The 24,534-nt window shown below is 45.6% G+C and carries 27 protein-coding genes and 2 pseudogenes; 20 read left to right on the top strand and 9 right to left on the bottom strand.

What is annotated here, in order from left to right; genetic code table 11:
- Positions 1–10: 10 nt before the first annotated feature.
- Positions 11–325 (bottom strand): iron donor protein CyaY, encoded by a 315-nt coding sequence (gene cyaY, locus KIV41_RS22280; RefSeq protein WP_010444537.1) that lies wholly within the window; start codon positions 323–325, stop codon positions 11–13.
- Between cyaY and KIV41_RS22275 the strand changes: the two are divergent.
- The 7 genes and pseudogenes from KIV41_RS22275 to KIV41_RS22245 all read left to right on the top strand — a co-directional run bounded on the left by KIV41_RS22275 (position 305) and on the right by KIV41_RS22245 (position 7,661).
- Positions 305–516: pseudogene (locus KIV41_RS22275) on the top strand (lipoprotein). The gene cyaY and the pseudogene KIV41_RS22275 sit on opposite strands and share 21 nt — an antisense overlap.
- Before the next feature lie 60 nt (positions 517–576).
- On the top strand, positions 577–1,830 hold the full coding sequence (lysA, locus tag KIV41_RS22270) for a diaminopimelate decarboxylase (protein ID WP_038887316.1): 1,254 nt from the start codon (positions 577–579) through the stop codon (positions 1,828–1,830).
- A gap of 10 nt (positions 1,831–1,840) precedes the next feature.
- The gene (dapF, locus tag KIV41_RS22265) at positions 1,841–2,671 is read left to right on the top strand and encodes a diaminopimelate epimerase (RefSeq protein WP_010444534.1); all 831 of its coding nucleotides are present in this window, start codon (positions 1,841–1,843) and stop codon (positions 2,669–2,671) included.
- Between the two features lie 20 nt (positions 2,672–2,691).
- Positions 2,692–3,396 carry a DUF484 family protein gene (locus KIV41_RS22260; RefSeq protein ID WP_285337710.1) on the top strand — a complete coding sequence of 235 codons (705 nt, stop codon included), beginning with the start codon at positions 2,692–2,694 and terminating at the stop codon, positions 3,394–3,396.
- Positions 3,362–4,303, top strand: coding sequence for a tyrosine recombinase XerC (gene xerC / locus KIV41_RS22255; protein ID WP_010444531.1), 942 nt, complete (start codon positions 3,362–3,364; stop codon positions 4,301–4,303). Before KIV41_RS22260 ends, xerC begins: the two co-directional genes overlap by 35 nt.
- Before the next feature lie 14 nt (positions 4,304–4,317).
- Positions 4,318–5,034 (top strand): 5-amino-6-(5-phospho-D-ribitylamino)uracil phosphatase YigB, encoded by a 717-nt coding sequence (gene yigB, locus KIV41_RS22250; protein ID WP_285337707.1) that lies wholly within the window; start codon positions 4,318–4,320, stop codon positions 5,032–5,034.
- Between the two features lie 140 nt (positions 5,035–5,174).
- Positions 5,175–7,661 carry an EAL domain-containing protein gene (locus tag KIV41_RS22245; RefSeq protein WP_285337706.1) on the top strand — a complete coding sequence of 829 codons (2,487 nt, stop codon included), beginning with the start codon at positions 5,175–5,177 and terminating at the stop codon, positions 7,659–7,661.
- A gap of 80 nt (positions 7,662–7,741) precedes the next feature.
- Here KIV41_RS22245 and KIV41_RS22240 read toward each other — a convergent pair whose 3' ends face one another.
- Positions 7,742–8,338, bottom strand: a complete 597-nt coding sequence (locus KIV41_RS22240; RefSeq protein ID WP_285337705.1) for a tRNA-uridine aminocarboxypropyltransferase — start codon at positions 8,336–8,338, stop codon at positions 7,742–7,744.
- Positions 8,338–9,888: a COG3650 family protein gene (locus KIV41_RS22235; RefSeq protein WP_285337704.1), complete on the bottom strand. Its 1,551-nt coding sequence runs from the start codon at positions 9,886–9,888 to the stop codon at positions 8,338–8,340. The genes KIV41_RS22240 and KIV41_RS22235 overlap by 1 nt, the downstream gene beginning before the upstream one ends.
- A 41-nt stretch (positions 9,889–9,929) precedes the next feature.
- Between KIV41_RS22235 and KIV41_RS22230 the strand changes: the two genes are divergently transcribed.
- Complete coding sequence (locus tag KIV41_RS22230; protein WP_138954991.1) at positions 9,930–10,400, top strand: EVE domain-containing protein; 471 nt, start codon at positions 9,930–9,932, stop codon at positions 10,398–10,400.
- Between the two features lie 70 nt (positions 10,401–10,470).
- Here the strand turns inward: KIV41_RS22230 and KIV41_RS22225 are convergent, their stop codons facing one another.
- Together KIV41_RS22225 and KIV41_RS22220 are read right to left on the bottom strand one after the other, a co-directional pair.
- A complete protein-coding gene (locus KIV41_RS22225) occupies positions 10,471–11,295 on the bottom strand; it encodes a Cof-type HAD-IIB family hydrolase (protein ID WP_010444517.1) in 825 nt (274 codons plus the stop codon).
- A gap of 173 nt (positions 11,296–11,468) precedes the next feature.
- Positions 11,469–12,458: an alpha/beta fold hydrolase gene (locus tag KIV41_RS22220; protein WP_285337703.1), complete on the bottom strand. Its 990-nt coding sequence runs from the start codon at positions 12,456–12,458 to the stop codon at positions 11,469–11,471.
- A 65-nt stretch (positions 12,459–12,523) separates the two neighbouring features.
- Between KIV41_RS22220 and rhtB the strand changes: the two genes are divergently transcribed.
- The 6 genes from rhtB to arsJ all read left to right on the top strand — a co-directional run bounded on the left by rhtB (position 12,524) and on the right by arsJ (position 17,855).
- Positions 12,524–13,141, top strand: coding sequence for a homoserine/homoserine lactone efflux protein (rhtB, locus tag KIV41_RS22215; protein ID WP_010444515.1), 618 nt, complete (start codon positions 12,524–12,526; stop codon positions 13,139–13,141).
- A 25-nt stretch (positions 13,142–13,166) separates the two neighbouring features.
- Positions 13,167–14,390: an EAL and HDOD domain-containing protein gene (locus KIV41_RS22210; RefSeq protein ID WP_285337702.1), complete on the top strand. Its 1,224-nt coding sequence runs from the start codon at positions 13,167–13,169 to the stop codon at positions 14,388–14,390.
- A gap of 102 nt (positions 14,391–14,492) precedes the next feature.
- Positions 14,493–14,828 (top strand): metalloregulator ArsR/SmtB family transcription factor, encoded by a 336-nt coding sequence (locus KIV41_RS22205; protein WP_045393339.1) that lies wholly within the window; start codon positions 14,493–14,495, stop codon positions 14,826–14,828.
- 43 nt (positions 14,829–14,871) lie between these two features.
- Positions 14,872–15,873 carry an ArsJ-associated glyceraldehyde-3-phosphate dehydrogenase gene (locus KIV41_RS22200; protein ID WP_045497903.1) on the top strand — a complete coding sequence of 334 codons (1,002 nt, stop codon included), beginning with the start codon at positions 14,872–14,874 and terminating at the stop codon, positions 15,871–15,873.
- A gap of 11 nt (positions 15,874–15,884) precedes the next feature.
- Positions 15,885–16,379, top strand: a complete 495-nt coding sequence (locus tag KIV41_RS22195) for a cyclin-dependent kinase inhibitor 3 family protein (protein WP_285337701.1) — start codon at positions 15,885–15,887, stop codon at positions 16,377–16,379.
- A gap of 258 nt (positions 16,380–16,637) precedes the next feature.
- The gene (arsJ, locus tag KIV41_RS22190; protein WP_285337700.1) at positions 16,638–17,855 is read left to right on the top strand and encodes an organoarsenical effux MFS transporter ArsJ; all 1,218 of its coding nucleotides are present in this window, start codon (positions 16,638–16,640) and stop codon (positions 17,853–17,855) included.
- An 89-nt stretch (positions 17,856–17,944) separates the two neighbouring features.
- Here the strand turns inward: arsJ and KIV41_RS22185 are convergent, their stop codons facing one another.
- Positions 17,945–18,325 (bottom strand): cystatin domain-containing protein, encoded by a 381-nt coding sequence (locus KIV41_RS22185; protein WP_038887298.1) that lies wholly within the window; start codon positions 18,323–18,325, stop codon positions 17,945–17,947.
- 249 nt (positions 18,326–18,574) lie between these two features.
- Here KIV41_RS22185 and KIV41_RS22180 point away from each other — a divergent pair, with 249 nt between their 5' ends.
- Complete coding sequence (locus KIV41_RS22180; protein WP_045393354.1) at positions 18,575–19,588, top strand: acyltransferase; 1,014 nt, start codon at positions 18,575–18,577, stop codon at positions 19,586–19,588.
- 1 nt (position 19,589) lies between these two features.
- Here the strand turns inward: KIV41_RS22180 and KIV41_RS22175 are convergent, their stop codons facing one another.
- On the bottom strand, positions 19,590–19,919 hold the full coding sequence (locus KIV41_RS22175) for a DUF2500 domain-containing protein (RefSeq protein WP_010444499.1): 330 nt from the start codon (positions 19,917–19,919) through the stop codon (positions 19,590–19,592).
- Between the two features lie 241 nt (positions 19,920–20,160).
- Here KIV41_RS22175 and KIV41_RS22170 point away from each other — a divergent pair, with 241 nt between their 5' ends.
- The 4 genes from KIV41_RS22170 (at position 20,161) to KIV41_RS22155 (ending at position 23,128) form a co-directional block, all read left to right on the top strand.
- The gene (locus KIV41_RS22170; RefSeq protein WP_010444498.1) at positions 20,161–20,526 is read left to right on the top strand and encodes a hypothetical protein; all 366 of its coding nucleotides are present in this window, start codon (positions 20,161–20,163) and stop codon (positions 20,524–20,526) included.
- A 993-nt stretch (positions 20,527–21,519) separates the two neighbouring features.
- Positions 21,520–22,140 (top strand): lysoplasmalogenase, encoded by a 621-nt coding sequence (locus KIV41_RS22165; protein WP_285337699.1) that lies wholly within the window; start codon positions 21,520–21,522, stop codon positions 22,138–22,140.
- A 69-nt stretch (positions 22,141–22,209) separates the two neighbouring features.
- On the top strand, positions 22,210–22,431 hold the full coding sequence (locus tag KIV41_RS22160) for a YecH family metal-binding protein (protein ID WP_010444493.1): 222 nt from the start codon (positions 22,210–22,212) through the stop codon (positions 22,429–22,431).
- A 112-nt stretch (positions 22,432–22,543) separates the two neighbouring features.
- On the top strand, positions 22,544–23,128 hold the full coding sequence (locus KIV41_RS22155; protein ID WP_010444492.1) for a YhgN family NAAT transporter: 585 nt from the start codon (positions 22,544–22,546) through the stop codon (positions 23,126–23,128).
- Positions 23,129–23,194: 66 nt separating this feature from the next.
- Here KIV41_RS22155 and KIV41_RS22150 read toward each other — a convergent pair whose 3' ends face one another.
- Positions 23,195–23,461 carry a DUF1145 domain-containing protein gene (locus KIV41_RS22150; RefSeq protein WP_010444482.1) on the bottom strand — a complete coding sequence of 89 codons (267 nt, stop codon included), beginning with the start codon at positions 23,459–23,461 and terminating at the stop codon, positions 23,195–23,197.
- Positions 23,462–23,486: 25 nt separating this feature from the next.
- Positions 23,487–24,086, bottom strand: a complete 600-nt coding sequence (gene rsmD / locus KIV41_RS22145) for a 16S rRNA (guanine(966)-N(2))-methyltransferase RsmD (protein ID WP_010444480.1) — start codon at positions 24,084–24,086, stop codon at positions 23,487–23,489.
- A 223-nt stretch (positions 24,087–24,309) separates the two neighbouring features.
- On the opposite strand from rsmD, the pseudogene KIV41_RS22140 reads away from it, so the two are divergent.
- Positions 24,310–24,534, top strand: a pseudogene (locus tag KIV41_RS22140) (signal recognition particle-docking protein FtsY); the annotation flags it as partial.

Raw genomic sequence — 24,534 nt, 5'->3', positions numbered from 1 at the left:
TACTATTGGCTTATACCCAATCGATCGCTTCACCAGCGTGCTTTTCACACTCTTCTTTTACCATTGCAAATAGTTCCATGCCCGTCTTAGAGCAGGTCCATTTGTTATCGATAAGCTTGAAGTGGAAGCCACCCGACTTCGATGCTAACCAAATCTCATGCATTGGCTCTTGGCGGTTAATGATGATTTGGCTACGGTCTTCAAACTCCAATGTCATTACATTACCAGACACTTCGTAATCAATGTCTGCGCCTGATTCATCGATGGATTCTTCGATGATTTGCATCTGCGCATCCACCAGTTGATGAAATTCAGTATCGTTCATCCGTCTATCCTATTGCTTTTCCTGAGTGTGGTGCGATTATAGGGGGCATTGAATCAATAATCACGATATGCGAAATGAAAAAACTACTTACTGTGTTGTTTGTGATGATGGCTGCGACCTTAGCCGGTTGTGGGCAGTCGGGAGACCTTTACATTCCAGATGATGCTCAGAAGAATGAGCAATCACAATAACGAATTTATAGCATCATACATTTAGGGTTTAGCAGTCGAATTAATTAAGGGAAGCGAATTTTGGATTACTTCAACTATCAGGATGATGGCCAGCTTTGGGCCGAAGACGTCTCACTCCAAGCACTTGCCGAGCAACATGGCACTCCTCTTTATGTTTACTCACGTGCGACGCTGGAGCGTCACTGGAATGCGTTTGATAGCGCTGTGGGTCAGCATCCTCATCTTGTTTGTTACGCAGTAAAAGCAAACTCTAACCTTGGCGTATTGAATGCACTCGCTCGTTTGGGTTCAGGCTTTGATATTGTATCGGGTGGTGAGCTTGAGCGTGTTATCGCGGCAGGCGGTGATGCGAAGAAGGTGGTGTTCTCGGGTGTTGGTAAAACGCCAGCAGAGATGAAACGCGCACTGGAGCTGGGCATTAAATGCTTCAACGTGGAATCAGAACCTGAGCTTGAGCGCTTGAACAAAGTTGCGGGTGAGCTAGGTGTGGTTGCACCGATTTCTCTACGAATTAACCCTGATGTAGACGCAAAAACGCACCCTTACATTTCGACTGGTCTGCGTGATAACAAATTTGGTATCGCTTTTGATCGTGCTCCGGCGGTTTATCAATTCGCCCAGAGCTTACCAAACCTAAATGTACAAGGTATTGACTGTCATATTGGTTCTCAACTGACTGAGATTGAACCTTTCATTGATGCAACAGACCGTCTATTAGCACTGATTGATGACTTGAAAACACAAGGTATCAACATTCGTCACCTAGATGTAGGTGGTGGTCTAGGCGTGGTATATCGTGATGAATTGCCGCCACAGCCTTCAGACTACGCAAAAGCACTACTAGGTCGTCTTGAGAATCATCAAGATCTTGAACTGATTTTCGAACCTGGTCGTGCGATTGCTGCCAACGCAGGGGTCTTGCTCACACGTGTGGAGTTTCTCAAACACACAGAGCACAAGAACTTTGCCATTATCGATGCAGCAATGAACGACTTGATGCGTCCGGCACTATACCAAGCGTGGCAAGATATTGTCCCAGTCGCACCACGTGAAGGTGAAGCTCAGACTTACGACTTAGTAGGTCCGATCTGTGAAACGGGTGACTTCTTGGGCAAAGATCGAGCACTAGTACTGCAAGAAGGTGATCTACTCGCGGTTCGCTCTGCAGGTGCCTATGGCTTTGTGATGTCTTCGAACTACAATACTCGTACCCGAGCAGCGGAAGTAATGGTGGATGGTAAACAAAGCCACCTTGTTCGCCAGCGTGAGGAGCTGACCAGTTTGTGGCAGCTGGAACAGATTCTACCGGAGTAACACACAACAAATGCATTTCCACTTTTCCAAAATGCACGGTTTGGGCAACGACTTTATGGTCGTCGACTGCATTACCCAGAACGTGTTTTTCTCGCAAGATTTGATTCGTCGTTTGGCGGATCGACACACGGGGGTTGGTTTCGATCAACTGCTCGTGGTTGAAGCGCCATATGACCCAGAAACTGACTTCCACTACCGTATTTTTAATGCGGATGGCAGCGAAGTTGAGCAGTGTGGTAATGGCGCTCGCTGTTTCGCGCGTTTTGTGCGTTTGAAAGGACTAACTAATAAGTACAGCGTCAGTGTTAGCACCAAGAAAGGTAAGATGATTCTTGATGTCGAAGATGATGGTGATGTGACGGTTAACATGGGTGTGCCCGAGTTTGAACCGAATAAGATTCCTTTCAAAGCTAAACAGAAAGAGAAAACCTACATCATGCGTGCTGGTGATAAGACCCTGTTCTGCGGTGCAGTGAGCATGGGTAACCCTCATGTAGTTACCGTGGTAGATGATGTTGATACGGCTGATGTGGAAGTTCTTGGTCCATTGCTTGAATCGCATGAACGCTTCCCTGAGCGAGTGAACGCTGGCTTTATGCAGGTCGTAGATCGCAATCACATCCGTTTACGTGTGTTTGAACGTGGTGCCGGTGAAACACAAGCTTGTGGCAGCGGTGCATGTGGCGCAGTTGCGGTAGGCATTCTGCAAGGTCTACTGGACGAGAATGTGAAAGTCTCTCTTCCGGGTGGTGACCTACGTATTTCTTGGCAAGGCCCGGGTAAACCGCTGTTTATGACTGGGCCAGCAACTCACGTATTTGATGGTCAGTTGTCGTGCTAGTTGAAGAACAAGAAAACCAAATGTCAGAAGTAGAAGCGGATGCGTTGACGGCTGAAGTCGTTGCTCAGTATCTGAAAGAGCATCCCGACTTTTTCGCTCAGCGTCCCGAACTGATCGATCGTTTATCAATGCCGCATGCAGATCTCGGCACGGTCTCCTTGGTTCACATTCAAATGAACCGCCAGCGTCAACGTATTGAAGAGCTGGAAGAAGAGATCACGACACTGATGTCATTGGCGGCGAATAATGATCGTACTTTCTACGAGTTCATGGACCTGCAAGGACAAATCCTAAAGTGTGGTGACTTTAAGCAAGTAATCAAAGCTATCGAATTGAAAGCCAAAGATCTTGGTTTGAGAGCTTATGTTCGTTTGTTGAGTCATTGCGATGCATCGACTCAACTTAGCAAGGAAAATTACCAACGCTTTGCAACCAATCACCTAAATGGCAAAGAGGCATACTTGGGTCGCTTGCGTAAGGTGGATCGTGAAGCTTTGTTTGGGAATATGGATGTTCCAGAAATGGGTTCCTATGTGGTGTTACCGCTTGTGAAAAAGCAGACGCTTGGCGTTTTAGCATTTTCTAGCGAGGAGGGCGGTCACTTCCAACCAGATATGGACACTCTGTTTTTGCGTCATCTATCCTTAGTAGTGGCACATCTCGCTCAAACATTAGTATGGCAAAGTCACCATGACGATAACTCCCAACACTCCTCTGCCAACTAGCCTAACAAAGCCCCTTGAACGCTTCTATGAGTTCCTAAGAAGCGAAAAGGGGCTTAGCTTGCACACCCAACGAAACTACAAGCAGCAATTGGAAACCATGGCTCACCACTTGGCTGAGATGGGTTTGAAAGATTGGTCGCAAGTCGATGCGGGTTGGGTGCGTCAATTGGCAGGTAAAGGCATGCGTGAAGGCATGAAAGCTAGCAGCTTAGCGACGCGCCTATCTTCTCTACGCAGCTTTTTTGATTTCCTGATCCTACGTGGAGAAATGTCAGCTAACCCTGCCAAAGGGGTATCGGCGCCGCGTAAGAAACGCCCACTGCCGAAAAACCTCGATGTAGATGAAGTTAATCAACTGCTTGAAGTTAGCGAAGATGATCCGTTAGCGGTGCGTGATCGCGCGATGATGGAGCTGATGTACGGTGCTGGTTTGCGTTTGGCTGAACTGGTCAGTATTGATGTTCGTGATGTTCACCTAAGAAGCGGTGAACTGCGAGTCATAGGTAAAGGTGATAAAGAGCGTAAAGTACCGTTCTCTGGTATGGCAACCGAATGGGTTGGGAAGTGGTTGCGTGTTCGTGGTGATTTAGCCGCATCGGGAGAGCCTGCATTATTTGTTTCCAAGCTAGGTACGCGTATCTCACACCGTAGCGTGCAAAAGCGCATGGCAGAATGGGGCCAAAAGCAGTCCGTCGCGAGCCACATCAGTCCGCACAAATTGCGTCACTCATTTGCGACCCATATGTTGGAATCGAGCAATAACTTGCGTGCGGTACAAGAACTGTTGGGGCACGAAAACATTTCAACGACCCAAATCTACACCCACTTGGATTTCCAACATTTAGCGCAGGCCTACGATCAAGCTCACCCCAGAGCACGTAAGAGAAGCGACGACAAGTCCGACTAACCCCAAGGAAAACCATGAAATTCTACCGCCGTATTGCGCCTATAAAGGCGATGACGTTTGACCTTGATGACACCCTCTATGACAACTATCCAGTGATAGTTCGCATGGAGCGTGAGTTACTCTCTTGGCTTAAGAACCATCATCCGGCGGTTGCTCATATGGACAAAGCCGATTGGTTGTCACTCAAACAACGTGTCGCTGCGCAACAGCCTGAGCTGAAGAGTGACGTCACTTTGTGGCGTTTAGTGCAACTTAAGCAAGCCTTCTCCCAAGTTGGTTATGATGACGTAGCCGCACACGCCGCCGCGCAAGCAGCAGTCGACGTCGCTTTGGATTGGCGTAACCGTTTTGAGGTTCCACAGCAAAGCCTCGATGTGCTTGCCGAGTTAGCGCAAGCCATCCCGCTGGTGGCCATCACCAATGGTAATGTGGATTTGGACAGAATTGGACTAACACCATATTTTCAGCAAGTACTGAAAGCAGGGCCGGATGGCAGTGCGAAACCCGCACCCGATATGTTCACTAAAGCGCAGCAGTTTTTGGCGCTACCAAGAGAGTGTATTCTGCATGTCGGCGACCATTTGGTGACGGATGTTCAAGGTGCGAAACTGTCGGGCTTTGCCGCATGTTGGTTCAATAATATGAATAAAAATGTCATTAAACAGCCTCAAAGTCGTGCGTTGCCCGATGTCGAAATCAGTTGCTTACAACACTTGCTCACACTTTTGTAACGACAATCGCATTAATGTATTGAGTCTTTAACATTAGTCTGGTCAAGCCCTATAAACCCACGTAAATTACTAAGCTAACAGTAAAAATGTCCTTGCACTAATACTAAAGGACGATAAGCGATAGGGTATCATTTCAATACATGCGAACTTATTCTCAGTTGATTCATGACCAGAATCAGCTCAATGATTTTTTAGGCACAATTTCGTGGCAAACAAGCAAGCAGTACTTGGTGCAGCTACTCTCTACGCAATCGCGAGAAGAAGCGACCAGTTTTGCTCAATGTTTGTTGGAAGTTGTACCTCATGCGCATGTTATTGGTCACAGTGCCCGAACATTGATTTATTCAGGCGATATATTTACCGATGGTAGTTTGCTGATTGTGAGCGAGTTGGTAGACACAACTCTTACCTCTGCTGTTCAAACCTACTCTTTCTCTCCTGATATCGATGGCTACGATTTAAAGCAATCACTTGCTTTGCGTGATAACTCGAAAGCCATTATCAGCTTTTCTGTTCAAGTGGAACGTCGTGATTATCCTATTTATCGAGGCTTTTGTTCTGATGGGCCTCCAGTATCAGGAGGGTTAGCACAAGCCAATGACGGTGGTTGCTGGGTTCTATTTCAAACTCAGTGTTATGAACACGCCGCTGTCGCGGTTGCTATGCATAGCAATACACTAAAAACGTGGACTAATGCCTATTCGGAGTGGAACCCCGTCGGCATGCCTCACCAAGTGACGGAAGCAAAAGGGAACCGGCTGTTTAAACTGGGAAACAAAACGGCTTACGATGTGTATAAACGATACCTTTCGGATGGGCGTGAATTGACGTTTGGTCAATTAATTAATTTCCCTTTGTATCGAGAGTCTGTGGGTAAGAAAGAGGTTTGTGCAGTCGTAGAAATTCATTCTGATGGCAGTATGACGTTTGATAAGTCTTGGTGTGTTGGGGATGAAGTTCAGTTTTGTTACAACCACCCATCATTGACTCTTGAGCAGGTAAAGCATGGTGTCCTTGAGCTGATGATGCATCAGCCAGAGTCGGTGATGATTTACAATTGTGCGTCACGACTAGACTTTATTGATGGAAGCTCGGAGGTCAAAGCTTTCGCCGATATTGCCCCAACGCTAGGCAGTTATTGTATGGGGGAGCTGCATCGAAATAATGGCCAACAGGAAATATTGCACCATAGTTTGACCTACCTAGCACTGCGAGAAGGAGATGAGGTCGCCTCATTGAGTGTGCTTGGTGATGAAGTGAGTAGTTCCATCTCTCCTTTGTTTAGTTTAATTAGAAATGCGATTAGCGATCTCAATGAAATGAATACTCATATGGAGTATCAGCTTGAGAGGCAGGCTAGGAAGTTACACGAGAGTTTTAGGCATGATACTCGAACAGGCTTAAAAAACCGTGTTGCTTTGCAAGAAGCGTTGAATGACTTGGATGACGAAGAACACCTTTTGACGTTAAAGCTGCTCAATTTTAGCCACATCAACGAAAAGTATGGTTATCGAGTGGGTGACCAACTACTTAATGACTTATCTCTTCATTTTAGTAACCGCCTACGTAAACGCTTGGGTAAACCCGCCGCCTTGCAGTTGTACAGCATAGGCGTGGGTGAGTGGGCATTTGTGTTTAAAGCTGATGCTAGCAGTGAGGTTATTAAGCAGCATTTCACTCGCTTTGCTGATGCGATTGAACAGACAAACTTTGAGCCGCGTGGTTTGCTTAATATTGATTATCTCACCGTCTCACTATGTGGCGGTTTGGTCAGCCGAAGAGATTTCCCTAATGCCACGCCAGATGAGCTGCTATTGAAAGCGATAGAAGCCCGCCGAGCTGGGGTAAGAAATAATACGCACATATGTAATGCCAAGGATGTAGAGGTAAATGAAGATGTGCGAAAAGAGCAGCTTGGTTGGCTGAGCTGTGTGAGTCGAGCCATACTGCAACAGAATATTGTCACTTACAGTCAGCCCATTGTTCATGCCTATAGTCATCGCCCAGCAAGCCAAGAGTGTCTAGTCAGAATTGTTGAGGAAGATGGTTCTATTATTCCTCCGGGACGATTCCTCCCGATCATTACCGATACTCACCTTTACACCCGATTGAGTCGTCATATGATCAGGAATACGTTGGGTTATATGCAGGACAAAGAGGGTGACTTCTCCATTAACTTATCGCCTCAAGATTTTTTCAGTGACAAAACGTTAGCAGTACTTGAGCGCTCGATATTAAAGCTCAATGACCCTCGGCGTTTAGGTTTAGAGGTATTGGAGTCAGAACAGATCAAAGATTATGGGCGAATGATTGAAGTATGTAGCCACTTTAGAAAGCTTGGAGCGCGCATTATTGTTGATGACTTTGGTTCGGGGTATTCCAATATTGATGAAATTCTTAAGCTGGAACCGGAAGTGATTAAGATTGATGGGAGCTTAATCAAGAATATTGATAAGGATCCGAAACAGCGCAAGATTGCCTCGCAGTTAGTGCGTCTGTGTCAGGTGTTTAATGCTCAAACCGTAGCGGAGTTCGTGCACAACGAGGAAGTTTGTAATATTGCTCAGGATATGGGTGTGGACTATCTGCAAGGCTATTACTTGGGAGAACCAACGCGTTTGTTCTGAGGCTAACGCCTTGTTTCACGTGAAACCGCATCGAATAAAAAACGCAGCGTTAAAGCTGCGTTTTTTGATTCTTAACAGCGTTAGGTTTTGAGCTCGTGACCACTTTTCTCGGCTTGGAAACGAGGAAAGTATTGCTCGAAGAAGTTCAGCATCTGTTGCTGGTTTTGCTTTTCACCAAGTTGCCCCAGCAATTGAGCAGCAACTTCAAAGGTACATAAGTTGCCTTGTTGTTGATTGCGACGCAGTTGATACTGGGAATCGGCTTGAGTGGCTAAGCCCATCATCGCGATGCCCTCTAGCCATCGGCTTTTATTGATCATTTTGCGCGCTTCTTGCCAGGTTGCATCAACAATGATGTACAGCGGTTGTCTGTTTTGCTGATTACTTTGCTGCTGCACTTGTTCAAGTGTCAGGCTTTCTTCACTTGGGAATAGCAATACTGGCAGCAGGCTTGGATTGGCAAGCGTTTCTAACAACTCCGCTGGTGGCGCTTTACGATCCCAAACGACTTGAGTGACATTCAGTTGGCACTGGGTGAGTAGTTTGCCAGTGTTGGTGTCTCGCGCCAGTTCATTAGGGTGCATTAACAGCATCAGCGAGTGTTCACTGCTTAACTTCGGCAGCAGTGAACAGATGCAGTTGAACTGGAAGTCACAATGTGGACAAGGCTGCGCCATTACAAGCGCACTCCATCACGAACAGGGCTGATGCCATCTGAGAATAGACGCACGCCGCTGACTTGTTCGTCGCTCGCTTTTGGTGCCAAGCTTGGGTTGATTGGGTAACTTACGCCAGTGTATTGCATCACGTGTTGCCCAGGTGTTGTGCCGCCACCACCGACATTAAAAATCAGGTCTCGCCAACCGTGTGAGGTTTGTTGACCAAGCATGATTGGACTTTGCACTAGCGTCATACGGCTGTTGAAACGCCACTCTTTCTCGTGGTTTTCGAATACCAGCAGAGTACAACCGCCAGAACCACACCAATCAAGTTGCATCAGCAATTCTTCATCCCCATCGCCATTCAGATCGTAAGTTAGCCAACGGTATTGGTTGTTACTTGGGTTGGTTTGATGAATGAAGAAGTAGTTTCGCACCGCCGCATCCACTTTTGAGTTGAAGTCCGCACTGGAAGGAACATCAGCTGCACCAATTGGATCCTTGTTGCGCTCGGCTGCAGGTTGTTCTGTGCCTGAGTTACGCAACGTTGCTGGATAAAGTACAAGGCCACCATCGGCGATAGGGTAAACGACATTCCCCACTTTTTCTTGTGTTGCTTTTAGTTGATTACCATCTCGCATAAACAAGCGCTCAGAAACGAGTCGCTGCCGTTGATGATGGGTCATCACCACTTGGACTTGCGATGGACTCAGTTGTTGCCAGTAGCCGCGCTCAACCAATGGTGGCTGGCCGTCTGAGTAGCTGTATTTGGTGATGGCACTGTGGTCGCTGTTCAGTGTCATCTGCACTTCGAAGCCTTGCGACTGGGTCGATGTCGCGACGTAAGTATTCACCCACTCCAATGTTGAATCTACGTTGGCGGTCATGCCACAGCCTTGGTAGGTTTTATCGCCATGCTCTAGTGTCGCCTTCCAACCGTAAAGGGAGTCACTCATGGTGTCAGAACACAAATTCTCGGTCATGCGCAACTCGCCACCATCAAGTTGGTAAGTACGTTGGCGAGGTTGCAGTTTACTGCTGTCGATCTCGATCGTTTGTGTCGATTTGCCCATTTGCTGGAACTTAAGTGCGCCGCCTTCAAAAGTTGCCGCCCACGAAGGTTCATTACCGAAGATGCGAGTTGGTTTGCTGGTTTGTTTGCAGCGATGCGGATTTTCGGTAGTGAGGAAGTTCACTTGCTCAACCACAAAGTTCGCATCGAAATCTGCAGAAAATCCGTCGACGCCCGGTGGATTGAGATGACCAATCACTTCACCATACATGGTTTGATAAGGTTCATTGGTGATTGCCACTGCACGCTGAACTTGTTGTGGTGACAGTTGCAGCCAGTATTGTTTATCACTGCCACAAGGTGTGATGTATTGGCTTTCGTGTCCAATCACCACTTCGCCACGCAACATGAAGGTTTGAGGTAAGATGGTTTCCGGCTTATCTAGGGATGCAGGTGGAGTGGTTGGTGTGTCTGCATCGGACTTCTGCGGCTGCATGCTACATGCTTGCAGGACCAGCAGTGTGGCTAATGCCACTGGGTTTTTCAAAGCCTTCATGTTATATCTTCCTCATTACTCAATCTGCATCGGATGGCATTATGGCATATTGGTTATTTAAAACAGAACCAGATACCTTTTCTATTGACACGCTCCGAACCCAAAAGGTTTCATGTTGGGAGGGAGTTCGTAATTATCAGGCGCGTAATATGATGCGTGACCAAGTTAAATTGGGCGACTTGGTACTGATTTACCACTCTTCTTGTAAGAACGTAGGTGTGGCAGGTATTGCCAAAGTGACTCGTGAAGCGTATCCCGATCATTTTCAGTTTGACCTAGAGAGTGATTATTACGACCCAAAATCCGACCCAGAAAATCCGCGTTGGATAATGGTGGATATTGAGTTTGTACGTAAGACTGAACGCTTGATTCCGTTGTCGGTCATGAAGGCGATGCCAGAGCTAGAAAACATGCCATTAGTGAAACGCGGCAATCGCTTATCGATCATGCCGGTGAGCGAAGAAGAGTGGCAAGCAATCCTCGGTAAAGAGAAGCTGCCAAGTCCGCGATAAAAGAAAAAGGGCTGCATGGTGCAGCCCTTTGTGATCTTGTCGATAACCCGCTGTTAATAGCCAATAAAGGTTATAGCAGATGATCTTGCAGGTAGTGTGCAACTGCATCGTCGGCGTTGCTGCCGATCACTTCATTGTTTGGTAGTGCTTTCATCACTTTCTCGTGAGAGGTGCCCATGACCAAACCTTTACCCGCCATTGATAGCATTTCTACGTCGTTCATGCCGTCACCAAACGCGATGGTGTTTTCCAGTGTTAGACCAATAGACTCTGCGACTGCCTTCAGGGCATCACCTTTAGAAACGCCAGCGCTCATCACTTCCAAGCACCAAGGTGTTGAGAAAGCGATGTTCAATCGGTCACCAAATTGTTCGCGCAGTTTGGTTTCGAAAGTCACCAGATGGTCGTGGTCTTGCGAAGGGTGGGTGAAGAAGATTTTCGCAATGCCGTCTGTAGGTGCGTTGTCTTCATCGTACAATTTGTAAGTGAACTCTTCGTGGAAATCACGCAGTTGTTCGTCGTCTTTGTTCAGCAACCAGTCGTCGTTTTGGTACATGTGGATAAGTATTTCAGGATCCGTTTTGATCGTGTCGATCACTGGCTGAACCAAATCCTCTGGTACGTTCTGGCTGTACATCTCTTGATCATTTTGGTCGTGCACACGTGCACCATTCGAAGTAATCATGTAAGCCGGAATACCTACCGTGCGACGAATGCTTGCGACGTCTACGTGGTGGCGACCCGTTGCAAAGACAAATGTGTAGCCTTGCTCATGCAGCGCTTTGAGTGTCTCTTTCGAGTAAGCGCTTAGCTGGTGGTTAGGTGCGAGTAATGTGCCATCCAGATCTGAGGCAACGATTTTAGTGATCTCTTTGCAAGGTAGCGATGTGCTCATGAAGCCCTCGTAAACGGTTCGGATAGAGTAGAACAGGTTGATTGCACACGGAGCGCAGCAGATTGACTAGGTCATACTGCTCCGCGTGCGGGGGAACATGGGGAAGTCTACGCCAAAATAAGGAAAAAAAAGAGGGTAAATCGATGAGCTCGTATTTCCTCTTTAATCTGTTTTTATTGACTGTGCTCGCGCATGAAGGCAAAGACGGCATCCAACGCTGGGTTACGATACTGATCTTTTTCGAATAAGATTTCGTGCTCTGCGCCAGCTATCGAAACTAGGCTCGCATTAGGGTTAGTCTTACTCAGCTTGTCGATAAAGCGCTGCTGAGCGGCATTACTAACGATACGATCATTACCAGGTTGGAGTAATAAAACCGGAACTTTAATTTGCCGTGTCAGCAAAATACACTGCTTTGCTGCCATCAAGCCTTGCCATACCCAACGTGTACTAGGGCCGCCCACTTGTAGCTCTGGTTTATCGCGGTATAAACCACGGAACCAATGGTAGCGATCGTAGCTTTGGCTGAGTGGGTTATCTTCAAACGGTTTTGGATAGTATTCCTTATGACCCGGTGCGTAGCTTGGCTGTGGGGATACTGCGGCAAGGATTTGCGTGACCGGAATCGCGATAGGACTGAGATACCAAGGTAAGTTGATACCAAACATCGGCGCACTCAGAATTAAACCGTCAAAGTTATGATTTGGGTGGGTTTGCAGATAACGCGTCGCAATTGCACCGCCCATTGAGTGAGAAATGATAAAACGCTGCTGATATCCGCTTAAATCAAGCTGCTGCAGCACCAATTCCATATCGTCAATATAATCATTAAAGTCATAGACGTGACCCATGTCTGAGTCTGGTAGAAGACGATCTGATAAACCTTGTCCTCGGTGGTCAAACGAATACACGTCATAACCTTGTCGATACAGGTCGTAGAACAGTTCTTGGTATTTCCAGGAGGCTTCAATGCGACCGTTGACGATCAGCACGGCTTTTGTGTGCTCAGGTTTGGTGAGTTTGCACCAGTAGATGTTCTTTTTTTCTGTCCCTTTTACAAAGCCTTCTTGGCGTTCTTGCCAAAGTGCTGCGATCGGACCACCTATTGCTTGCTCAAATAAGGTCTCTTGAGTATAAGTCAAAGGTGAATGGTTAATAGCCATTAGTCGATTACCTGAAGATACGTTGCTTACGCGATGTATCATCGAAGAATTATTGAGGAAATGCAATGGATACCCATGTTTGGTTAGCCTATGTGGTAACAGCAATCGTTTTTAGTCTGGCTCCGGGATCTGGTACCGTCAACTCAATCAGCAATGGTTTGAGTTACGGCACGCGCAAGTCTCTGGGCGCTATTGTTGGTTTACAGATCGGCCTGGCAATTCATATTGCTCTGGTTGGTGCAGGTATTGGTGCTTTGGTCGCGCAATCGGCAACCGCATTTGCCGTTATTAAGTGGGTGGGTGCAGCTTACCTTGTGTGGCTTGGTATTCAAAAATGGCGTGATACGTCTAGTTTGGTAACACCAGAGACTCATAACACGATGTCAGGTAAGTCATTATTGTACAAAGCCATTCTTATCAACCTGACTAACCCTAAATCTATTGTGTTCTTAGTGGCGCTGTTTCCACAGTTTATTGACCCAGCAAAAGATCAGCTAACCCAACTGCTTGTCTTGGGGGTGACGACTGTCGTTATTGATGCATGTGTGATGCTGGGCTACACCAGTTTGGCCGCACAAATGGGACGTTTTATTCGTTCAGATAAGATCATGGGCAAAATAAACAAAGTATTCGGTTCAATGTTTATGGGATGTGGTGCATTATTAGCGGCTGCGAAGTCATAAGCTACCAGAAGAGTTGTCCTTTAGCATGAATACTACGTATGTCGCTCGCCAGCCAATCTTTAACCGTAAAAGACAAACGCTGGGCTATGAATTGTTATTCCGTGATGGTGAGCGCAATGCTTACCCTGCTCATATAGATTCAAATCGAGCGACATACCGACTTATCGTCGAGAACTTTCTTTCTGTCGGCACTAACCCTGTTATTGCTTCATCACGCTGCTTTATCAATTTTCCTCATCAAAGCTTGGTGCGCAGATTGCCTCGCAGCTTACCCAAAAACAAAATTGTTATTGAGGTGCTGGAGACATGTCGTCCAACTGATGACCTTCTAGATGCAATTCGAGAGTTCTATCGAGAAGGTTATTTAATTGCTCTAGATGACTTTACGTTGACTCAGGAGTGGCGTCGATTTTTACCTTACGTCCATATCGTGAAACTCGACATTATGGCTATGGGCTTAGATAAGGCATGCGAGTTAGTCAAAAGTCATTTAGATAAAAGAGTTAAGTACCACTTTCTTGCAGAGCGAGTTGAAACTGAAGAAGAATTTGAAGCGACTAAAGAGGCTGGCTTTAAGTTTTTCCAAGGGTACTTTTTTAGTCAGCCACTAATATCCCAAACGAAGTACGTCAGTCCTGAGCAGGTTCTTGCCCTGAAGCTGTTTCGTGAAGTATGTGTACCAGATCCTGATTTTGATCGGATTGAAAGTATCATTACTCAAGATGTCGCGTTGTCGTACAAGTTGCTGCGCTTTGTAAATACACAATCAAGCAATCTTGAGGTCGCTATTACCTCTTTTCGCCAAGCATTGATTTATTTGGGGCAAGAGAAGCTTAAGATGTTTGTCTCGTTGGTGGTGGCATCTTATATCTCGAGTAACAAACCCAGAGAGTTGTACAATCTGTCTTTGCAACGTGCGCAATTTTGCCAGTTGATGTCTAGCTACCAGCCATTTTCACACCTCAATGAGCAAGGCTTTATGGTCGGGCTATTGTCAATTCTTGATGCCATGCTCGATTTATCAGTAGATACTCTTGTAGAGCAGTTACCACTTAGCCCCGCTTTAAAACAAGCGCTTTTGCATCGAGAAGGCGCTTATGGAGCACTCATTGCCCTAGAAGAATGTTACGAACGTGCTGACTGGAATGGTGTGGAAAAATTCTCTCAACAGCTTGGGCTCTCCTTTGACGATGTTAAGTGTCAGCTTGGTGAAGCGGTGCGCTTGAGCCAGACTTTCGTTGGCGCATAATCCGATCAAATATTAAACTTTTATTACAGTCGAGCGCGATCGCTTGACGGCATCCTAGTTTTAAATAAGTATATACGCATATCCATATATAGGTATGTAACAATGCTTCCGCATCAATTCTTCAAACTTCTTTCCGATGAAACTCGTGTGCGCTGCTTAATGCTTGTTGTGCGCGAAGGGGAAACCTGCGTTGGTGATCTAGCCTATGCGCTACAAGAAAGTCAGCCAAAGGTTTCTCGTCATTTAGCTCTGTTAAGGTCGAATGGCATTTTGGTAGATAGACGCCAGGGACAGTGGGTGTTCTATCAATTGTCCCAACAGTTACCAGGATGGATGCAAAAATTGATTGATGACTTGGTCGCTTCGAACTGCTTAAAACAAGAGTACCAAGACGATATTTCACGATTGCACGATAAAACTCGTGCGGCTTGCTGCTAGTAGTAAGCGTTACCAGTTTATAGGTTTGAAAAGGTAGAAGATTATGACGATTAAAGTAGGTATTAACGGTTTCGGTCGAATTGGTCGCTTGGCACTGCGTGCTGCGTTTGATTGGCCAGAGCTAGAGTTTGTGCACATCAACGATGTAGCGGGTGATGCAGCGACGCTTGGCCACTTACTTGAGTTCGATTCAGTTCAAGGTCGTTGGAATCATGCAGTGCAAGTTGAAGGCACAGACATGGTGATCAATGGCAAGCGCATCACGACTTCACAAGAACGCGATATCGACGCTGTGAACTGGGGTCAATGTGATGTTGTGATTGAAGCAACGGGTGTTCATCGCAAAACCTCATTCCTAAACAAATACCTAGAACAAGGCGTAAAGCGTGTTGTTGTTAGCGCACCAGTGAAAGAAGAAGGCGTTGCAAACATCGTCGTTGGTGTGAACGACCATATCTTCGACCCAGCGCAGCACCGCATCGTAACTGCAGCGTCTTGTACAACTAACTGTATTGCACCAGTCGTGAAAGTGATTCACGAGAAACTGGGCATTGAACAATCGTCATTCACAACGATTCACGATTTAACTAACACACAAACGATTCTGGATGCGCCGCACAAAGACCTACGTCGTGCACGTGCATGTGGCATGAGCCTGATCCCAACCACAACGGGCAGTGCAAAAGCGATTGTGGAAATCTTCCCTGAGTTGAAAGACAAGATTAACGGTCACGCGGTTCGTGTTCCTCTAGCAAACGCCTCACTCACTGACATCATTTTTGATGTGAAACGTGATACCACGGCAGAAGAGGTTAACGCACTGCTGAAAGAAGCTTCTGAAGGTGAGCTAAAAGGCATTCTTGGCTTTGAAGAGCGTCCATTGGTTTCTATTGATTACAAAGGCGACCAACGTTCAACTATCGTTGATGCGCAATCAACTATGGTTGTGGGCTCTCGCATGGTGAAGATTTACGCTTGGTACGATAACGAAATGGGTTACGCGACGCGTACTGCAGAATTGGTTCGTAACGTTGGTATGGCATAAGGAGTTTTAAGATGTCTCATCCTACATGGCAATTAGATTTAGAAATGGGCGCATTGGTACTGACTCCATGTCCAGGTACCAAAGGTGTGGAACTGCAAACTTCGCTAGAACAGCTAAAAGCGCAAGGTGTAGAAGCGATTGTTACTGCCCTTGATGATGCTGAATTAGCGTCCAAAGACGTGCCTGCATTGGGCGATATAACCCAACAGTTGGGCATGAAATGGTTCCAAATTGAAATTGAAGATGACTGTGCTCCAGGCGAAGACTTCGCTGCAAAATGGCAACAAGCGAGTCCTGAACTGCACGCGATTCTTGCTCAAGGTGGCAAGGTGGCAATGCACTGTATGGGTGGCTCTGGTCGCACAGGTTTGTTTGCTGCGCACCTACTGCTAGAGAAAGATTGGGCGCTAGAAGATATCGTACGTGAAGTGCAAGCGCTGCGTCCTGGTGCTTTCACTAAGCCTGTACAAGTTGAGTACATCGAGCGCGTAGCTAAAAGCGCTTGATCAGCTTGTGGATCTTTTGGTACATCATGATCCAAAAGCTCTCTCTATGCCGTAATAGCTTACCAATTTATGTGATTCTTGTTTATTGGTTTTATGTTTAAATCATTGTTTATTAATAAATAATGTTTGGTTGTTTAATCAGTTCTTGTTTCACAATTTAGCGCCAGTATTGAGATGACTCAATGCTGGTGTTCAGGTTATAGAGCATTTGGAACATCATGATCTAAATGCCATAAACGCTGTACATCTGAGGTCGTTATGATTTCAAAACTAAGCAAAAGTATCCGTCAGTACATGCTGGTGACGTTCAACTATTGGAACTTCACCGTGACGGATGGTGCACTCCGTATGTTGGTGGTGCTTTACTTCCATGACTTAGGCTACTCAAGCTTGGCCATTGCCTCGCTTTTCCTTTTCTATGAATTTTTTGGCGTGGTGACCAACTTGGTTGGTGGCTGGTTAGGTGCTCGACTTGGTTTGAACAAAACCATGAACGTCGGCTTAGGGATGCAGATTTTTGCCTTGCTGATGTTGGCAGTGCCCAATGCTTGGTTGACCATTCCTTGGGTGATGGCGGCACAGGCAATCTCAGGTATTGCCAAAGACTTAAACAAGATGAGTGCCAAGAGCGCGATCAAAACTTTGGTGCCAGACGAGCAGCAAGGTGCGCTGTACAAATGGGTTGCGATCTTAACTGGCTCGAAGAATGCGCTGAAAGGTGCGGGTTTCTTCGTTGGTGGCTTGCTGCTATCGGCGTTTGGTTTCCAAACTTCGATGATAATCATGGCAAGTGTGCTGGCCGTTGTGTTTGTATCCAGCTTGATTTGGCTTGAGGCGGATATGGGTAAGGCGAAGAGCAAACCTAAGTTCCGTCAGATTTTTTCCAAGTCAGAGTCGGTGAACATTCTTTCCGCTGCACGTATGTTCCTATTTGGCGCTCGTGATGTGTGGTTTGTTGTTGCACTGCCAATTTATCTTGGCAGCGTGTTTGGTTGGGATCACCTGATGGTGGGTGGTTTCCTTGCGGCTTGGGTGATTGCTTACGGATTCGTTCAAGGTTTTGCGCCTCGTATTACCGGTAAAGCGCAAGGTCGAGTGCCAGATGGTAGTGCGGCATTGATTTGGGCAGGTATCCTTGCTGTTATCACTGGCGCGATTGCTTACGGCGTGCAAGTCGGTTGGCAACCAGAGCTGGTCATTGTGGTGGGCCTGATGATTTTCGGTGCGGTGTTTGCGGTGAATTCATCTTTGCACTCTTACCTTATCGTCAGCTACGCGAAAGGCGATGGCGTTTCACTGGATGTCGGCTTCTACTATATGGCGAATGCGATGGGACGTTTGATTGGTACGGTTCTATCCGGTTGGATTTACCAAGAAGCGGGGCTGGCGGCGTGTTTGTGGGTCTCTTTTGCCTTCTTAGCGCTGACAACTCTAATTTCTATCAAGCTACCAAAGGCCAAAGTGGCGACGGCTTAAATCGACTTACGATTAAGAATAAAAAATGGCTCCACTTTGGGAGCCATTTTTGTTTTTACGATTCAGTATCGCAAATCAGCAAGTCTTGCTTATGGGCAAATGCGGCCTTGTTGTGCTGGCTGCGTCATTTCCATATCACCTTTCAGTGAGCGGTAAACGATGGTGTTCCAAACTTCACCATTGTCCATTTCGAATTCAATCGCGTAGTTAAGGCCATTCACCACTTGAGTACGTACGCTCAAGATCTCTTTTAGCTTAGCTGCGGTATTCATCTGACCAAGTACAAAATCTAATGCCTGTTGAGCCTCAGGAGTCACTTCACTTTGTGACCAGCCGCCAGCAAGGTTTTCAGCGCTGCAGATAGGGTTCGCTTCCGGTTGCGATTGTGTTGGTGCCACGGCCTCTTCCTTTTGATTACATCCAGCTAAAGCCACTACACAAACCAGTGACGCTAATAATGTTTTCTTCATAAAGACCTCTCTTAATAATCTAATTGGCATCCTAAAGGAACACAGATTTTAAAGCTGTTTCATATCCGAGAAAGCTTAGGGTTGCCGAATTCACTTCGCAATAGGTGTTGGAGCGATTTATTTTGCAGATGAATGATGTTCTAGCGTCATTGTAGGGTTAAAAATAAGCAAAAACAGATTGTTAACTATTTCACTGGATGAAAATTGCCCTATGCTATAGGCGTGAAGTTACGCAAATTAGGAAAGGGTATGAGAGAAAGGGTTCTGTTTTTCGACTTATTACGTTGTGTGGCGGCGGTAGCAGTGATCGCCATCCATGTGTTAGCGCCATATCGTAATGAGTTGGGCGTGATTCCATTTGACCAATGGTTAACCGCGGTGGGTGTAAATAGCGTGACTCGTTGGGCAGTGCCAGTTTTTATTTTGATCACGGGGGCATTGATGCTCAGCGATACGCGTCCTTTTGATGCCAAGTACTACTTCAAACGGCGCTTAGGTAAGGTATTAGTCCCTTTTATTATTTGGTCGATGTTTTATGCGTACTTGTCAGGCTGGACGGCGCAAGGCTTTGACTTTGCCACCGTTGAAGAAGTGGTGAGCAACAGTCCGCATCATGCAACCTACTACCACCTTGGATTCTTCTATTACTTTATTCCGCTCTATTTTGTGATTCCGTTGTTTCAATGGGTAGTCCGGAATTGTGATGACAGTGTCCTCTATGCGTATCTGGCGGTTTGGCTACTCACCAGCACTTTATTCTTATTCAAAATTGATGGACCGTGGAGTAATCAATACTGGCTTTATATGGGATATTTACCACTCGGTTATGTTTTGTTTAAGAAAGTACCGCTCAATCGTTCTATGGTTACAGCGTTTGCTGCACTTGGGCTGGTGGCATTAGTGGTGACGTTTACTATGGTTGTCGCAAATAGCTTAGAGGCAGATAAATACACAGTGGGGCGTTGGCTATCATACAAAACACTGAATGTGATCTTAGCTGCGTCGATGATCTTTATGCTGTGTCGTTACTTTGGAGAAGGTTTGGCGCCAAAAGCGCAAAAAGTGGTGAGTGTTATTAGCCAACACAGTTTGGGTATTTATCTTCTCCACCCAATTTTCTTATGGCCGATGAAAGCGTTCGGTTGGTATCAAGGGCACCCTGCATGGGTGATTCCGGTGTGGATTGTATTAAGCGGTGCTGGAGCCTTGGCGATGAGCTATTTGTTCTCCAAGTCCGCCAAGACTCGCTGGTTGTTGCCGTAGTTTAGCGTTTTAGGGCGAAGTGTAAGAACTTGTCGCCACAGTAAGTCAGTGTGCCTTTATCACCGGGATTTAGAGCGTGGTAATAGTGCACACCGATTTGAAACTCGCGTTTTGGTCCAATCGAGCCGCGTTGTACATAAATCCAATATTCTTGATCGTCTTGACCTGGCTCTGCTTCTGGCACTTCTATTACTTGCTTGTCTAATATGGTCACTTGAGCGCTTTGTTCAGGTGCGTCTTCGCCAAAGTAATGCTTGCTGTAGAAGCGGAAAAATACCCATGCACCAAGTGCAATTAGGGCGAATAGAGCCAAAATAAGTGAGATTGGCATGATAACCTCCAATGTTTCATTGGCGCCTATTTTACAGAACTCCCTGATTAAACTATGAGTTGAGATAAATTATTCGTGATCTAGTAAAAGCGTCGTAGATTTTATTCGGCGCACTTCACATTTTATATGCGTTCAAGAGCACAATTTAAAAGGAAATTTGCACCTTTTGACTCGAAAAAGTTCTAAATTTATAGAAGAATGAGATGACAGACAAAGGAATGGTCAAGTAAGGAGGGTTGCGATGTCAGATATTGAGAAAGTAGTCATGCGTACCCGAACCATCGAAAAACTTCTGCGTACGCAATATCATGCGGAAGGGAAGGGGTTGCATCAATTGATCAGCAGCTGTGAAGAACGCTTGCCACACGACGTTATAGCGAAATTACGCTTTATCGCAACCGTGCGCAATAAGATTGTTCACGAAGAAGACTATAAGTTGGACGACAGAAAAGGCTTTATGGCGGCATGTGATGCCTGTGAAAAGGAACTTACGCCAAGAAGTTCTCGCTTTATTTGGCGAGCGGCTATTTTGTTAATGGCCTTGATTACGCTTGCTGCTCTTGGCTTCTATTACATGCACTGGGATATTCTAAGTAAGCATTTGTAGACTACAAAAATTGAACAATAAAAAAGGGACGCGGAAGCGTCCCTTTTTTATTTTAAACAGTAACTTAGTACATCATTGGCAGTGTCATTAAACCAACAACCACTGCAATCATTACCAGCCCTTGTTTTTGAGAAGAAGAAATCATAACACTACCCCTAAAATCATTGATGAACTCGATGTAAATAATATAGCACTGTTTTTGGCTGTTGATCAACTTCAAAGCGCAAAACTTTTCAAAACTAACACTTAACTTTCGTTTATTGCCCCTTTATTGACTAATAAAACTGTGTTTTTTGTGCTGTTGTTAAAGTGTGCGACTTGTCTAATTCTTCTTCTTTTTGTTTTTAAGTGTATGATTTTTATGTGTTAAATATGGTTAATGTGATGGTGTTATAGTGTTTATTGTCTCTATGGTGTATTTGGTTATCTATTTTTGCTGAATTTCTCAAAAGTTGAGAAAATTCTATTTAATGCTAGTTAGGTCGATTTAAATTAAGGGGTTTGGAAACGTATTTTCCTATCTGATGAGAAAATTACAGCCTCAAAAACGGATAGGCTCAGTCTTGATTGGCAATGGTTGGATTTTTTCGACTTATCTCCTTGATGGTTAGTCATATCAGTTACTTATGTTGAATTATCTGAATTTTTAATCTACATGATTACTGGGCTGATAGCGGTTTATTCTTTATAGGTCAGGCGGTTTTGTCCCTCTTGGTGCACAGAGGTGATGGATTTTAGTTTTGTGTTGGTTATTTACACATAGTGCTCGTGTGGTGAACAAAGTGGCGGTTTATTTTTCACAGTATTGTCTATGGTGAGCTGAAAGGCCGAGCTATTCTTAGAGGTGAATAGATTGTCACTTCGTTGATTGAGTCCGTGGTGATTACGAAATGTTTTGATTCGCTAGCGAGATCCAACTTTCATTGATTATGTCTTTACATCAAGATTGGTCTACCTAGACTAGCGGCGAGATTACGTGAAAGGTGTATCGGCATGTGGAGTTGGTTAGCGATTGGGCTATCGGGGATGTATTCCGTGTTGGGGGCAAAACAGGCCAATCCAACGCAGTCTCTAACATTTAAAATTTTTACTCTGCTATTGCTGCTGATTTTGGCAGTGACTGAGGGTTCTTCAGCACCACATACTTATTGGATCGTGGGTGGTCTCGTGGTCTCGATGTTTGCTGATACGCTCCATTCGTTTAAATCTCGTAAGCCTCTCTATTTTGCCGGTTATCTACTGGCACAAATTTGTTATAGCAAATCGTTCTGGGTTCAGCTCAATGGTGACATTGTGTGGTGGCTGTTAGCTTTACTGCTTGCTGCAAGTATTGTGGCTTTCTTCCTCTTGCTACCACAGTTAGATTCCATGGTCTTTCCGGTCGTGATCATGGGTATCATGCTGGTTCAACTGGCTTGGGCGGCGGGTGAGGTTTGGTTACAAGCGCCAAGCTTTGCTAATGCGATCGGGTTTAGTGGCACCTTAGTGATGATTTATTCTGCTTTAGCTTACGCGATACATGGTTATCGTAAGCCGATGAAGCGAGCCTATGTCTGGGTGAGCGGCAGTTACTTCTTAGCCCATGCATTAATTGTTGCTTCTATCATTTACTAACTTAGGTCAAAGCAATCGATCATGTTTTAGTTACACTGCCCAGACTAACTTTGAAGATTGGAATCGATGATGACTGAAATTCATGCACATAACTTGCTGAACCTACTCCGTGAAACCCCAATGAATCGTGATGAACTTGCTGCTCATTTCGGCACAGATGCGCGCTTTCATACCTGTAAGCTGAATGATCTAGACTTAGATGCATTGCTAGAGTTTTTGCTAAAGCGCGAAAAAGTACGCGAACTTGAAGGTAAGTTTGTGGTTAACATGGCGCGCGTTTGTAATCACTAAGCGGCGGCTAAGCGTTATTCGTTGAGGGCGGGAAATCCATTTCGCCTTCAACCATATATTCACGTATTCACTTTGTTATACTGGCCGCCAATTTTCCTGTCGAGGTCAGAACATGGACATTCTTTCTGCAGCGACCATGCTGTTTCTTATTATGGACCCGCTCGGCAATTTGCCGATTGTGCTGTCCATTCTCAAACACCTAGATGCTAAGCGTCGCCGTAAAGTGTTAATCCGTGAATTGTTGTTTGCCTTGATGATTTTGATGCTATTCCTCTTCGCAGGCCGAAGCATCATGAGCTTCCTTCATGTTCAACCTGAAACCTTGAGTATTTCTGGTGGTATTATTCTATTTATCATCGCGATTAAGATGATTTTCCCTAGTGCGGGCAGTATTACTGGTTTAGCGGCTGGCGAAGAACCATTCATTGTGCCGATGGCGATTCCGATGATAGCTGGACCATCTGTGATTGCTGCATTGTTGCTATTGTCTTCTCAGCACCCAGATAAGATTATGGAGCTGTCGGCAGCTGTGTTGATTGCATGGGGGGCGACGTTCTTTATCTTGATGTTCTACAGTTTCTTCCACCGTATTTTAGGGGAACGTGGTCTGAAAGCCGTCGAACGTTTGATGGGATTACTCTTGGTGATGATTTCTACTCAGATGTTCCTTGATGGCGTGAAGAGCTACATGGGTTAAGCCTTTGTCCACCGGATGAATACAAAAAAGCCGCTCTAGTGAGCGGCTTTTGTTTATCTGAGGTTTCTACATCATATGCTTGCGACGGATATCGAGCAGAGCAAAGATGCCAAAAATCAAAATCGAGTATTTCTCCCAACTGCTCATCTTAATTTTGTCACCAAATGCACCGATGAAGATCGCCATTTGTAGACCATGCATAATGAACAAAAATGCCGCCATGATATACAGCGCAATGGCCGCTTTACCTGGAAAGGGCATAAAGATGTTGAGGATTAATATAAACCAGACAAAGGCGATGGCCGCTTTAGCCAGTATCAATAATGCTTTCATTTAACTATCCTTTTAAATTGAGGCTTTAAGCTGTTGCGCGTTCATATAAGCGGTAGCTGACTTGGCCTGCGGTTTTCTCGCGGTGCAGACGCCAGTTTTCTGGAAGCCCAGCAATGTTTAGTTCTTTCTCTGTTTCAATATAAATCATCGCATCTTCAGCCAGCCAGCCATTTTGCTCAAGCAAGGTCACGGTTTCATCCAATAAGCCTTTGCGAAACGGCGGATCGATGAATACTACGTGATGTGGCGTACCCGGTTGCTTCAAAAAGCTTAACGCATCGGTGTTCACTACATGAATATTACTAGTATTCAATGATGCAATGTTCTTTTGTAACTGCTGAAATGCTTGTGGGTTTAGCTCCACCATGGTGACAAGCTCTGCTTGGCGAGAAGCGGCTTCAAAGCCTAAGCCGCCCGAGCCAGCAAATAGATCGAGGCATTTTGCTTGCGGCACATCTTGAGCTAACCAGTTAAATAGGGTTTCTTTTACGCGATCCGTGGTTGGGCGCAAACCTTCAGCGTCATGAACAGGTAGCTTTCTGCCTCTCCATAAACCACTAATAATGCGAACAAAGCCCGTTGTTGGCTTTTTTTGTGATGAGTTTTGCTGGCGACGTCTTACCATAGATTTTTTGACCGCTAATAAAGTGATACTATATCCAATCGCCCAAGCTTTGAGCTTGGATACAGCCCAGAATATTCAAGATGACAGAGTGTAACACTAATAAGATTAGATTCACCTAATTGGAAAGTTTTCACAACTTTGTCATTCGCCTTTTCTGTCAAGATAATATTCTTGTCAGAAAAGAGTCATTAATAGATAAGAAGACAATCTAGGATAGCCCCAGATGACGGAAAAAAAGAAGCGCGGATTACTTTCGTGGCTAGGTTTTGGTGATGAAGAGCAAAGCCAAAAACCGACAACTGAAGAATCAGTAAAAGAAGAAGTAGCGGAAGTACCTGCCGCCGAGCAACAATCTACAGAAGATGCTGCCGATCAAGCAGAAGAAAAAACAATTGTTGAAGAAGAAACTGAGAAGTCTGAGCCTGTCCTAGCAGAAGCAGAAGCAGAA

It is taken from the genome of Vibrio sp. D401a, assembly GCF_030248515.1.
GTDB lineage: Bacteria > Pseudomonadota > Gammaproteobacteria > Enterobacterales > Vibrionaceae > Vibrio > Vibrio rotiferianus.
The sequence above is the reverse complement of the archived record's forward strand: the minus strand, read 5'-3'. Positions and strand labels throughout refer to the sequence as shown.